The following is a 13,945-nucleotide window of genomic DNA, read 5'->3' as shown; positions in this document are numbered from 1 at the left end:
AACGCATTTACCCCGGTCACGCACAACTAAATAACCAACAACTTACTTGGTAACGATCTGCTGCCAGGTATCCATCATCCCCTTGGATCCTATAAAAATAGGCACCCGCTGATGCAGCTGGGCAGGCTTCAGCTCCAGCAGCCGCTGGCGGCCATTGGCCATCGCCACCCCACCGGCTTTTTCCATGATGAAGGACATAGGATTACATTCATAACAGAGGCGCAAACGCCCCGCAGCATACTTGCCAAAGGCAGGATACATGAAGATACCGCCCTGTATCAGGGTACGATGTACTTCGGCTACCATACACCCCACAAAACGGTGCCGGTAGATCTTGTCATGCTCGGTACGGGCCAGGAAATGGTCTATTGCCCGGCGGATAGGCTGGTCATACAGGTGGTAATACCCGATGTTCACGGAAAAGATATCGCTCTCCGGCGGACACTTCAGGTTGGGGTGTGATAAACAGAACTCGCCGATGGAAGGGTCCAGCGTAAAGCCCTGGACACTGCGCCGCGTAGCGTATACCAACATGGTAGAAGATCCGTAAATGATATACCCCGCCGCTATCTGCTGGGTGCCCGGCTGCAGGAAGTCCTCCAGCTCACAACGGCTCCCGTTGGGGCTCAGCCGGCGGTATACAGAGAAGATAGTGCCGATGGAAACATTCACATCAATATTGCCCGACCCGTCCAATGGGTCCAGCAGCACCACGTATTTGGATTGTTTGGAGTATTCGTCCTCAAAGGGGATAAAGGTCTCATTCTCTTCGGAAGCCACCCCGCAGCAGTAAATGCTGGTACGCAGGGAGTTGATGAACTGGTCATTGGCAAACTCGTCCAGCTTCTTGACAGACTCGCCCTGCACATTGGTCTTTCCCGCCTCGCCCAGTATATCCGCAATACCGGCCTTGTTAACTTCTACATTCACCCGCTTGGCCGCCAGTCCGATATCCCGTAATAAACCGGATAATTGTCCCGTGGCCCCGGGATAGTTCCTTAGCTCCTGGATAGTAAATTCATCTAAGGTCATTACCTTCTGCTTGTTGTTCATAGCGTTATACGGGTTTGAGTAGAACGAATATAGCGTAAATACCTATTTTAACGAAACTGTCATTTCTTGCAAAACAGATTTTTAAACAATTTCAAAGTTGCCGTACTTTGCGAAATATTTTTTTAACAGAAGAAGTTTTGCCTTATGAAGGTTTTCAAATTCGGTGGTGCAAGTTTAGAAAGTATTGAACGTATCCATAACGTGGGGGCTATTGTACAGTCGTTCCCCGACGAACAGCTGCTCATCGTGATCTCCGCCATGGGCAAAACCACCAATGAGCTGGAAAAGGTGGCCCAGAACTTCTTCCTCCGTAAACGGGAAATTGCCGCCCAGCTGCTCTACAATATCAAACGGCAGCACGTAGAAGTGGCCGCCGCCCTGCTGGGTACCCGCGAACATCCCCTCTTTCAGCAACTCCAGCAGTTCTTTACCGAGGCCGAGTGGACCCTGGGCGAAAAACCCCTCCGCTCCTACGATTACTATTACGATCAGCTGGTAAGCCTGGGTGAGCTGCTCAGCACCGCTATCGTAAGCGCCTGGTTCAACCAGGCAGGTATCCGGAATACCTGGCTGGATGTAAGAGACATTTTCCGTACCGACGATAACTTCCGCGATGCCAATATCGACTGGGCCTTTACCCAGCGTAACATTACCGACAAAGTGCTGCCCCTCTTCAAAGACGTTAATATCGTCATCGCGCAGGGCTTTATCGGCAGTACCGATCAGAACGAAAGCGTAACGCTGGGCCGTGAAGGCAGCGACTACTCCGCCGCCGTATTCGCCAACATGCTTGATGCCGACAGCCAGACCATCTGGAAAGACGTGGAAGGCCTTAAGAACGCCGATCCCAAAATCTTCCCCAATACCATCAACATACCGGAGATCAGCTACAGCGAGGTGATAGAAATGGCTTACTACGGGGCCCAGGTGATCCACCCCAAAACCATCAAGCCATTGCAGAACAAGCAGATCCCCCTGTATGTAAAATGCTTCCTGAATAAAGACCTCCCCGGCACCATGATCCGGGAAGAGGTAGACCATACCCAGCTGCCTCCCATCATCGTACTGAAAAAGAACCAGGTGCTGATCACCGTCACCTCCCGCGATTACGCCTTTATCACGGAAGATAAGATCAGCGATATATACGACATCTTCCACAGCCTGAAGATCAAGATCAACCTCATGCAGAACGGCGCCATCAGCTTCTCCTGCTGTATAGACAATAACCCCGAAAAGATAGAGCAGCTGATCAAGACCCTTCACCAGGACTTTAAGCTCTCTTACAACGAAGGACTGGAACTGCTGACCGTACGCTATACAAAGGACGGTTTGCTGGATGAGCTGAGCAAAGGAAGAACGGTGTTGCTGGAACAGAAATCGCCCGTTACCATACAGCGGATACTTAAATAGCACCTTTCCATTATCCTCCATAATCCGCAGTTCATCCCGCACCTGCACCATTTTATCACTTTTTTCCGCAGGCAGTGCAACCTTTATTTAACTTGCTCGTCTTTAGAATAAACAGCAAAAAAATGCGAAAGGTAATGCTCCTGTTATTGCTATGTATAGTTATCCTGGCTTTCAGTACCTGGAGAGATCGTGCTATTCAGTCGCCAACCCCTGTAAGTGAAGAGCTGCGCCCCGAAATGGTGCCTTTTTATCTGGTGACCTTCAGCATTACCGGATTCAATGCAGTACCTAAAAAATGCAACGGAACCAACACGCTTAACAAGATCTGATCAACAGGCTAATCAAGACAATTATCTAAACCGCAGGCTTAACATTCAGACATCACTCCTTTCATTGGTGAAATTATGACCAGAAGTATACTTATCGGGCTTTTTCTGCTCTTTACATTCCATACCTTATTTGCGCAGACAAAGCCACAAGGAAAGATCACGACTAAAATAACAGACGAAAAGAACGCAGCCCTCGCCTTCGCCAACGTACTGGTACGCCAGGTAAAAGACAGCTCCCTTGTAAAAGGTGAGCTGAGCGATGAACAGGGCAATGCCACCATCGATAATATTCCAGCGGGCCACTATTTCATCGAGGTAACCCTCATGGGATATACACCCGGAAAAAGCGCGCCTTTCACCATTGATGCATCCCATAAGACCATCGCACTGCATACAGTGCAGCTCAGCCAGCAGACCCGAAACCTGCAGGCCGTACAGGTAACGGCACAGAAACCCTTTATAGAACGAAGTGCCGGTAAAACCACCCTTAACGTGGAAAGCAGCGTTACTTCAGCAGGCAACAGCGTGCTGGACCTGCTCCGCAAAGCCCCGGGCGTTACCATCGATAAAGATGATAACGTGCTGATTAAAGGCAACCAGGGCGTTACGGTAATGATAGATGGTAAGCTCACCTACCTTTCCGGCGAGCAGCTGGCCAACCTGCTGAAAAGCACGCCCGCAGAAACCATCTCACAGATAGAGATCATCACCACCCCCAGCGCCAAGTACGACGCCGCGGGTAACAATGGCATCATCAACATCAAAACAAAGAAAGGGCAGCTCACCGGTACTAACGGCACTGTAAACGCAAGCATGGGTTTTGGCAGATACCCCATCTACAACGCAGGCACCAATCTTAACTGGCGTACCACTAAGTTCAACCTCTTCGGTAACCTGAACTATGGCGACCGCCGCTTCTTTACCCGGCGCGAACTGTACCGCAACATCTCCGGCGATGAGCCCATGCTCTTTCACCAGCAGATCTTCCAGCGCAACCGCTTCAACAACCGCAGCTTTAAAACCGGCTTTGATTATTTCGTTAATAAGCAACATACCGTAGGCCTGCTGGTGAACGGCTACTTCAACGCCTTCCGCAACAGCATATACAGCAGTACCGATATCGGCAATCCCGTTGGTAAGGTAGACTCTACCCTTAACACCCTCACCACCAATAACAATCGTTTCAATAACGTTGCGGTGAACCTGAACTATAAAGGCCAGCTGGATACCAGCGGTACAGAGATCAGTTTCGATGCGGATTTCAGCCGTTTCAACAACCATCGCAGACTGAACCTTTCAGACAGCCTGTTTGATTACTACCTGGATAAGATCCGTAACCCCAACAGTATCCGGAATGATGGCCGTACCCAGGTAACCATCAAAAGCCTGAAGGCAGACCTGGTACTGCCCTTTAATAAAAAGTCCAAACTGGAAGCCGGCCTCAAAGCCAGCTTCGTGGAAACGGATAATAAACTGCAATACGACTCGCTTAGAGGGAAAGACTATGTGCCCGCTCCCACCCAGAGCGACCGCTTCATCTACAAGGAGAATATCCTCGCGGCCTATTCTTCCTATAAGATCACCCTGGGCAAATTCGATGTTGTAGCGGGCCTCCGCCTGGAAAAGACCATCTCGGAAGGTACCTCGGTAAGCCTGAACAGCAGCATCAAACGTGATTACCTGGATTTCTTTCCCAACTTTTCTGCGGATTATAAATTCACGGAAGAGCATAAGCTGGGCGTTGCCTACTCCCGCCGTATAGAACGCCCCGGGTACAACTGGCTCAATCCCTTCCTGTTCTTCCTGGACAAATACACCTATTTCCGCGGTAATCCTTACCTGAAACCGGAGTATACGGATAATACCGAGCTTTCCTACACCTTTAAGCAAAAGTATATCCTTACCCTGGGCTACGCCTATACCCGGAATCTTATCAACGAGATCCTGCTGCAGGACGATAATACCAAGATTACAACCAGCACCAACCTCAATTTCAATAACCTGAGGAACTACAACATGGCGCTTACCCTGCCATTTGATGTTACCAAATGGTGGAACTCCAGCACCAACCTGAGCCTGTTCTATAATGTATACGACCTGACCACCAGCGATATCAATTACAGCGGCAATAAGCTGCAGTACTATTTCAACATCACCAACACCTTTACCCTTCCCAACAATATGAAAGCGGAACTGGGTGGCTACTACTACTCTAAATTCCTGGAAGGCATCTTTCACGGCAAAGCCCAGTACGATATTAACCTGGGCCTCCAGAAAGACCTGATGAACAAAAAGCTCACCATTAAAGGCAATGTCAATAATATCATCCGCCGCGGCAGCCAGTTCAACGGCTACGCCCTCTACAACAACGTAGACACGCGGATCAAAAACACCTGGAACACCACCACCTATACCCTGTCCCTGAGCTACCGCTTCGGTAACAACGAGATCAAAGGCGCCCGCGAAAGACAAACCGGCAGCTCGGACGAACTGAAAAGGGCAGGAAACTAATAAAGTTTGGGGTTTGAAGTTTGAGATTTGAGATTTGTTGGAGGTTTGAGGTTCGGAACAAGTGCGCCGGACGGGCGCTCTTACCCTGAACCGGTAACCTTTAACGAACTTCAGACCTCCAACCTCAAACCTCAATTTTTTTTTTATTTCTTGTAAGTATTTTTCCCAACTTCGCTGTCTATACTAGAAATCCACCACCGCGCCGGCGTATGAACAGTGCTAACATCAAAGAGTGGCAGCAGCAAATTGCACGTTATGGTAACGAAAAAGCCTTTTCGGACCTGTTCCGCCACTTTTATGACCGCCTCCTCCGCTTCAGCATGCAGTATGTTCACGTCCGCGAAGCCGCAGAAGAGATTGTCTCCGATGTATTTGTGAAGATCTGGAACCGCCGCCAGGCCCTGGAAGAAGTGGTTAACCTGGAGGTGTACCTTTTCATCGCCATCAAAAACCACTCTCTCAACTACCTGCAGCAGTACTCCGCCCTGCGCATCGCTCCCCTTACCGATACGGGCATCTCCCAGCTGACCAACAGCATCGATCCTGAACGCAGCATGGAATGGAAAGAGATCCTCTTTAAACTGGACCAGGAAGTAGACCGCCTGCCCGACCAATGCCGTAAAGTATTTAAGCTGATCAAGGAAGAAGGTTTTAAGTATAAAGAAGTAGCTGAAATACTCAATATCTCTCCCCGTACCGTAGAAACACAACTCTTCCGCGCTATGCGCCGTCTGAATGAAACCATCGGCCCCTACCTCTCCAACAATAAACCCGGCGGAAAAAAAATATTTCCCTTGTAAGTAATTCTTTCAGTTTCACTGTCCTTGTTTATGGTTGATTCACAACTCGCGTTACTGCGGGAGGGGCATCACTTAGCATTGTTGCGGGGAATACCATTTCTCATCATTGCGAAAACATTTCCCGTCATTGAGGAGCAAAATGGTCTTCAGTTGCGTCATTGCGAGGAGCAATGCGCAAGCATATGAGTGAAGCGCGACGAAGCCCCCCGGGGCCTCGCAATGACGGGGAGTGGTGTCCCCGGAATGCAAATACCTTCGCAACAAGGACTACCTCCCAACAACACCTGTCGTAAATCAACCCTCAAACAAAATACTTATGTTAAACGAAGACCCATTCATCACACTCGTCACTAAAAAGCTTGCAGGAGAAGCCTCTCCGCAGGAGCTGCAGCAGCTCGACACCCTGCTGCAGGCAGACGAACATTTACGAGAGCGTTATACTATCCTTCAGCAATACTTTGCAGAAACCGCCCAGCGCTCATCCAACAATGCCGAACAGGCATTACAACGTACCCTGGCACGGATACAGCCATCTGCTGCTCCTGCACCTGTAAGCCCCGCAAAAAGCCGCAAAGGCCTCGTACGCAGCATTTACATCGGCGCCAGTGTTGCCGCCGCCCTCACGCTGCTGCTGGGCGTATCATGGATATTTCGCCGCCAGCAACCGGCGAAACAACTTGCAGCAACGCACACAGACACCGCAAAATGGCAAAACCGGCAGAACGGTAAAGCCACCAAAGCCATCCTCGAACTGACAGACGGCAGCAAGATCTGGCTCAATGCCGATAGTAAGCTCACCTATCCCGAAGTCTTTACCGGCGCTTCGCGCGAAGTATACCTGGAAGGAGAAGCTTTTTTTGAAGTGGCCAACAATGAAGCAAAGCCCTTCATCATCCGCCTGCACAAAGGCACCATCAAAGTGCTGGGCACCTCATTCAATATCCGCGCATATGACAATGAGCCCGTGCAAACATCCGTTACCACCGGCAAAGTGGCCTTCATCCCTAAATATGATGAAAACAGCGAACAACAGCCTGATACCATCCTCATTACGCCCGATGTAAAGGTGACCTTCACCCAGCAAACCGGGAATATCGTGAAGGAGAACACCTCCAGCCAGGACGATAAAGCCTGGACGGAAGGACGCCTGGTATTCCGCAATGCCACGCTGGAAAGCATTGCCATGGAACTGGAAAGAACCTTCGGCAAAAAAGTAAGATTCAATACCGAAACACCAAAGCATTACCGCCTTACAGGTTCCTTCCAGCATAATTCCCTGGAAGAGATCATGTTCTACCTGGCAAGGTCGCGTGCATTCCATTATGAAATAACTGACAGCACACTAACGATCAACCACTGACTATTCATTACTAATTATTAATTCTTCATTTTTTAATGCTAAACGTCCACGCTATGAGAGTAAAATCTCTACTTGCACTCCTTTCGCCCGCTGTCCGCTCATGGTGCTTACCGCTGGTCATCTGCATGGCATTGCTCAACATGCTCGACCTTAAAGCACAGGTGGCATACGCTTACAGCATGCCGCCGCCGCACCGCGACGCCCAGCAGGAAAAACACGATGAAAGGACCCTTGAAAGCCGTATCAGCCTTCAGGTAAAGAATGAGCACCTGGAACAGGTGCTGGAAAAGATCGAACAGCAAACCACTTACGTGTTCGTTTACTCGAACGATCTTGTCAAAACCGCACAACGCATCTCACTGAATGTAAAAGACAAACAGCTGAGCGAAGTGCTGCCCATGCTCCTGTCTCCGCTCAACGTGAGCTATGAGCTGATCGATAACAAGATCATCCTCCGCCAGGGCAGCGAGCCGGCCACCGAATTCCAGCAGCAGCAGGAAGTGACCATCAACGGCCGCGTGGTAGACAACAACGGCGAAGGTATTCCTGGTGTGAACATCCGCCTGAAAAGCATTTCCACCATCGGTACTACCACAAATGAGAACGGTTTTTTTACGCTAAAGGTCCCCAGTGGGCAAGCCAATGGTACCTTGGTATGCTCTTCCATTGGCTACACGGCAACGGAAGTGGGGATCAACGGCAGAACTAACATTACCGTGGTATTGGAGTCAGACTCCAAAGAACTGGGAGAAGTGGTGGTAACGGCTTATACCACGCAGAAAAAAGCACAGGTAACAGCCGCTATCAGCACCGTAGCTACCAAGGATATTACCAGCCGTCCCAGCGCCAACATGTTCCAGGCGCTGCAAGGCCTGGCGCCCAACCTTACCATCCAGCAGAACACCGCTGAACCGGGCGCCGCCCTCACGCTGAACATCCGCGGTGTAGGCAGTCTTACCGGTAATGCGCCCCTCATCATCATAGATGGCGTACAGGCGGGCACTACGGGTTTACAGAACCTCAATCCCTATGATGTGGAAAGCATCTCCGTATTGAAAGATGCGGCTTCTTCCGCCATCTACGGTTCACAGGCTGCCAACGGCGTGATCTACATTACCACAAAAAGAGGTAAGACCGACCAGAAACCCAGCGTACAATACAACGGCATGTACGGACTGCAAACGCCTACTACCCTGCCCCGCCAGGTAGAAGCATGGGAGTACATGACGCTGAAGAATGAAGCCCTGGTAAACTCCGGTAAAACACCGCAGTTCTCGTCAGAGGAAATTCAACACTGGCACCAGCGTGGCTCTGAACCCGCCATGCTGCGCGAGATGATCCGCAAAACCACGCCGCAGCAAAACCACAGTGTAAGCGTTACCGGTGGCGGTAAGAGCAGCAGCTACCTGCTCTCCCTGGGATATGTGAACCAGGGTAACATGCTGCAGAATAAATGGCTGCCGGCCGACCAGGACTTCTACTACAAACGCTACAACGCCCGCGCCAATATAGGCATAGACGTTAGCCAGTATGTAAAGGTGGCCGCCAACCTGGCCTACACCAAATCATACTTCCGCACCCTTCCTTTTGACATGGGTATCACCATGCGCGACGCTATGCGCGTACCCCGCATCTATCCTGTAAAAGATAGCCTGGGCAACTGGGTGGTACCCTCCCTCACCAGCAACAGCGTATTTGCCCAGCTGGCAGAAGGCGGTTATAAACTGAATGAAGTAGATAACCTGATGGGCGGCCTGGATGTGACCATCACACCGGTGAAGAACTTCCGCCTGAACTTCAACGCATCCGGCGTATATAACATCAACACCGAAACCCGCCGCTTCAACAAGTTCAGCTATGCGCCCTACTACACCACGGCCAACCCGCCGCAGTTCAATGAGCTGCTTCAGTCAGAGCGCAAGGATCTTAACACCAACGTATATGCTACTGCTGAATATGAGAACACGTTCTTTAAGAAGCATTACGTGAAAGCCCAGGTAGGTGCACGTAGCGATGCCATTAACGAAGACTATGGCCTGCGTGCAGAACGTATCGGGATGACCAACCTGGATGACGACTGGTCCATCGGTGGCGGCTATCGCCCCAAACCAGACGGCACTTTCGACTACGGCAGCCTCGATAATTACAACGAGATCCGCAATCCCAACCTGTTTGCGCTGAACTCTCTCTTTGGCAGGGTGAACTACGTGTATGACAATAAATACCTGGCAGAATTCACCTGGCGCTATGACGGTTCATCCAAACTTGCACCCGGTCACCGCTGGCAGTTCTTCCCCGCATTCTCACTGGGATGGCGCGTTACCGATGAAGACTTCATGCAGTATGTGAAAGACAACATCGGCAACTTTAAATTCCGTTTCTCCTGGGGCCGTGTGGGTAACTCCAACATCGGCGGCTTTAACTACCTCTCCAGGGTATACCTGAACCAGGGCTATTATTCCTTTAATAACGCCCCCGTTACAGGCGCCGTGTACTCTACCTATAACGACCTGCTGCAGTGGGAAATTTCCACCATGACCAACTACGGCGTGGATGCAGATTTCTTTAACGGCAAGCTGACCGCTTCCTTTGATTATTTCAACAAGAATACCACCGGTATCTATCTTTTCCAGACAGTACCCGGTACCGCCGGTGTAACTACCGACCAGGAAAAGTCTCCGCTGGAGAACGTAGGCACCGTGAACAACAAAGGCTGGGAACTGGCGCTTACCTACCGCACCAATACGGGTCCGGTAAGCCATTCCTTCGGCTTTAACCTGTCAGACAACCTGAACAAGGTGATCAAATTCGGACAGGAGTCTATCCGCGGCAGCGATTACACTTTTATCATCCGTGAAGGATTCCCTATCGCTTCCTATTTTGGCTACAGATCGAACGGCCTTTACCAGAACCTCGACGATATCAAGAATGCGCCTAAAGTTCCCTTTGCCTACAACCAGCAGGTAATGCCCGGTGATATCCGCTACATTGACCGTAACGGAGATGGAGTGATCGATGCAGACGACCGTTATGTATTCGGCAATCCCTTCCCCCGCTACACTTTTGGCTTTACCTATAACGTGGCATGGCACGGTTTTGACCTCAGTATGTTCTGGCAGGGCGTAGGTAAACGCTCACAGTTCCTGCGCGGCGATATCGTGGAAGCATTCCACAACAACGAGGATCACGCCTTTGTGCAGCACCTGGACCGCTGGACGCCCACCAATCCAGGCGCCAGCTATCCACGCCTGACCATCGGTACTGCAAACGCCAACAACTTTGCTTATTCCGATTACTGGATGTTCGATACCAAATACCTCCGCCTCAAGAACCTGCAGGTAGGTTATACCCTGCCCCGTTCCATCACCGGCAAGGTAAATATGGAAAGCCTGAGGATCTATTTCACCAGCCAGAACCTGATCACCATCATGCCTAAACGCTTCCGCGAACTGGGCGTGGATCCGGAGTTCACCCAGTATGACGATAAGCTGAACAATGCCAGTTACAACCCCATCGCAGGGCGTAACTATCCCAATGCAGCTACCTATGCCATTGGCCTGGATGTTAAATTTTAAGGTTTGAATGTTTAAAGGTTATAAAGCTTGAGAATGATCCGCGAACGTTCCGAACGTTCAAACAAAAATTAAACGAATGAAAAAGTCACTTGTTATACTACTCGGCATCGCCGCATTAGTCTCCTGCCGTAAGCTGGATCAGCCGATCACGCGGGAGTTCACTGAAACTGCCTACTGGCGGGATGCAAATGATGCACAGGACGCCCTCGCCGCCTGTTATGAACATCTCTCCAAAGACGATTACTTCTTCGGCAACGAAGGCCTGAGCGATAACGCCTATGTAAACGGCAACGGCTACCAGAACGTGACCGCCATCGCCAACGGCGGCTATGATCCCTCCAACGGAAGGGTAACAGATACCTGGGGCTATTACTTCACCACCATCCGCAGGTGCAACAACCTTACAGAGAATATCGGCAAAGTACCCGCGCTGGACAGCACGCTGAAACGCCGTCTCACCGCGGAAGCCCGCTTTATACGCGCTTACGCTTACTTTGAATTACTGAACTGGTATGGGGACGTACCTTTTTTCACCAACGTGATCTCCATGGATGCATCACGTACCATTACCCGCACGGCAAAAAACCAGGTGCTGCAGTTTGTACAGAGCGAGCTGAACGCCATCCTTGCCGATCTGCCCGTCAATGATTACAGCGGCGCCCCCGGCGGCTATGCTGAATCAGACAGGGGCCGCATTACCCGCGGCGCCGCCATTGCCTTCAGCGCACGTGTACACCTGTACGCCGGTGAATGGCAGGCAGCCGCCACTGACTGTGAACTGCTCCTGAACAGCAGCAACAATGGCACCTATGGCCTGATGAACGATTACAGCAGCATCTTCACCGTTGGCAATGAATACAACCGCGAAGTAGTGCTGGACCTGCAGTACGGCGGCGGCCGCACTTACGACCGGCAGCGCTCTTTCATGCCGCAGACCGTAACGCAGTTAAGAAGTGTGCTCGTACCTACACAAGACCTGGTAGACGACTATATTATGCTGAACGGCAGAGGTATCAGGGAAGCAGGCTCCGGCTATAACGAAAACGATCCCTACACCAACAGGGACCCGCGCTTTGAAGCCACCATCCTGCATCACGGTTCTACCGTAACAGATTTCACCGGCACACTGCAAACCATTCTTACGCAGCCAGGCTCCAACCCTGCTACCAACACGGTAGACGACCAGGGCGCCTCTCCTACCGGTTATTATTTCCAGAAATATTATGACCGCGCGGCTACCAATTACCAGTCTACACTCAACCTCATCCTGATCCGCTACGCAGAAGTGCTGCTCACCTATGCCGAAGCAAAGAATGAGCTGGGCCAGATGAATGCCGCCGTTTGGAATCAGACCATCCGCGCCTTACGTGTACGCGCTAAATTCACCGATGCAGGCGCTACTGAGTTCAACACCGCGCTCTCCCAGGCACAGCTGCGCGATGTGATCCGCCGCGAAAGAAGGGCAGAACTGGCTTTTGAAGGCCTCCGCATCTTCGATATCCGCCGCTGGAAAATAGCAGACCAGGTAATGAACAGACCTGTTAGAGGTATCAGGGTAACATCCGGCGCTTTCAACAGAGACCCAAACGGGTACATCATCGTGGAGAACCGCGGATTTAACAATCCCAAGCACTACCTGTGGCCCGTGCCCACTTTTGAGCGCGACCAGAACAATAATCTCGGACAAAACCAGGGTTGGTAACAATTGTACTACTATTAAAATTCCGTTTATGCAAAAACGTTTGATACATACTATCGCTATACTGCCCTTCGTAATGGGCATGCTGCTGAGCGCCTGTAAAAAAGATGATTACAAACTGAACACGAACCTGCAGCCCGTAAGCAGGCTCAATGCTCCTGCAGATAATAAATTTGTAAAGCTGCAACCCGCTACCAGCGCTACCGTAAGTTTTGAATGGGACCAGGCCCGTGCAGAAGACGGCTCCCTCGTATTGTATGAAGTGGCCTTCGATAAAGAGAGCGGCGACTTCTCCAATCCCATCGCCAAATTCTCCTCAGACGGCGGCGGCGTACAGAACAAACTGAGCCTGTCGCACAAAGAACTGAACAGCATTGCAGGCGCAGCCGGCATCCCTGCACTAGGTACCGGCAAACTGAAATGGACCGTACTTGCCGCCAAAGGATATAACATTCAGCAGGCCAGCACCAGCCGCCTGCTGGAAGTGGAAAGGCCCAATGGCTTTGCTGAAATACCGGTAGACGTATTCCTCACCGGCGATGCCACCGAAACGGGCGCGGACCTCTCAAAGGCCATCCGCATGAAAATGATCACCAGCGGTGTGTTTGAACTGTATACTTCACTGAAAGACGGCAAATACCACTTTACCGACCGTAACACCGGTACACCTGCTACCTATTCACTGGAAGGTACCGTGCTGAAAGAAGGCGGAGAATCCACCCACAGCGGCGGCACCAAGGTGTACCGCATCCGGCTGGACTTCAACAACACCGTTGCCACCGTTACAGAGATCACCGGTATGGGACTCTGGTTTGCACCTAACAACCAGATCATGTTTGACCTGACTTACTCCGGTAACGGCACCTTCACGGCTTCCAACCAGGTGATCACCTTCAGGCAGGAATCATGGGGCCGCGATGAGCGCTACAAGTTCCGCCTTAATACCAAGACCGCCGACGGCGCCGATGCAGAAGAATGGCTGGGCAGCTCCAATGCCGACAATTCCCGTCCTACTGCCGCCACGCCGTTGTCTTTCTGGAACCTGTTTCCCATTACCAACAACGACCAGTGGAACTACTGTTATAAATTCAAAACAGAAGTAGATACGAAAGCCTGTGACGTGAAAGTGTATTTCTATAATGATAAAGCTTACACGCACGAAGTGATCGTACTGTAATTCGTTTAAATGTTTGAAAGTTTAAATGTCT

At 50.9% G+C, this 13,945-nt stretch carries 9 protein-coding genes; 8 read left to right on the top strand and 1 reads right to left on the bottom strand.

Annotation, left to right across the window (positions count from 1 at the left end):
• Positions 1-42: 42 nt before the first annotated feature.
• Positions 43-1,053 carry a class 1 fructose-bisphosphatase gene (gene fbp / locus Q0577_RS04590; RefSeq protein WP_298733244.1) on the bottom strand — a complete coding sequence of 337 codons (1,011 nt, stop codon included), beginning with the start codon at positions 1,051-1,053 and terminating at the stop codon, positions 43-45.
• Positions 1,054-1,197: 144 nt separating this feature from the next.
• Between fbp and Q0577_RS04585 the strand changes: the two genes are divergently transcribed.
• The 8 genes from Q0577_RS04585 to Q0577_RS04550 all read left to right on the top strand — a co-directional run bounded on the left by Q0577_RS04585 (position 1,198) and on the right by Q0577_RS04550 (position 13,914).
• Entirely contained in the window at positions 1,198-2,463 is a 1,266-nt protein-coding gene (locus Q0577_RS04585) for an aspartate kinase (protein ID WP_298733242.1), read from the top strand.
• A gap of 122 nt (positions 2,464-2,585) precedes the next feature.
• Positions 2,586-2,792, top strand: coding sequence for a hypothetical protein (locus tag Q0577_RS04580; RefSeq protein ID WP_298733240.1), 207 nt, complete (start codon positions 2,586-2,588; stop codon positions 2,790-2,792).
• 75 nt (positions 2,793-2,867) lie between these two features.
• Positions 2,868-5,303 (top strand): TonB-dependent receptor, encoded by a 2,436-nt coding sequence (locus Q0577_RS04575; RefSeq protein WP_298733239.1) that lies wholly within the window; start codon positions 2,868-2,870, stop codon positions 5,301-5,303.
• 209 nt (positions 5,304-5,512) lie between these two features.
• Positions 5,513-6,103 (top strand): RNA polymerase sigma-70 factor, encoded by a 591-nt coding sequence (locus Q0577_RS04570; RefSeq protein WP_298733237.1) that lies wholly within the window; start codon positions 5,513-5,515, stop codon positions 6,101-6,103.
• Positions 6,104-6,419: 316 nt separating this feature from the next.
• Complete coding sequence (locus Q0577_RS04565) at positions 6,420-7,463, top strand: FecR domain-containing protein (protein WP_298733236.1); 1,044 nt, start codon at positions 6,420-6,422, stop codon at positions 7,461-7,463.
• Between the two features lie 53 nt (positions 7,464-7,516).
• Positions 7,517-11,038, top strand: coding sequence for a TonB-dependent receptor (locus Q0577_RS04560; RefSeq protein WP_298733234.1), 3,522 nt, complete (start codon positions 7,517-7,519; stop codon positions 11,036-11,038).
• Positions 11,039-11,114: 76 nt separating this feature from the next.
• Positions 11,115-12,740, top strand: coding sequence for a RagB/SusD family nutrient uptake outer membrane protein (locus tag Q0577_RS04555; RefSeq protein WP_298733232.1), 1,626 nt, complete (start codon positions 11,115-11,117; stop codon positions 12,738-12,740).
• 28 nt (positions 12,741-12,768) lie between these two features.
• Positions 12,769-13,914 (top strand): SusE domain-containing protein, encoded by a 1,146-nt coding sequence (locus Q0577_RS04550; protein WP_298733230.1) that lies wholly within the window; start codon positions 12,769-12,771, stop codon positions 13,912-13,914.
• Positions 13,915-13,945: the final 31 nt, after the last annotated feature.

Origin of the sequence: uncultured Chitinophaga sp., from assembly GCF_937898475.1 — a bacterium.
GTDB lineage: Bacteria > Bacteroidota > Bacteroidia > Chitinophagales > Chitinophagaceae > Chitinophaga.
Note: the sequence above shows the minus strand (reverse complement) of the source record. Positions and strands in the feature narration are given on the sequence as shown.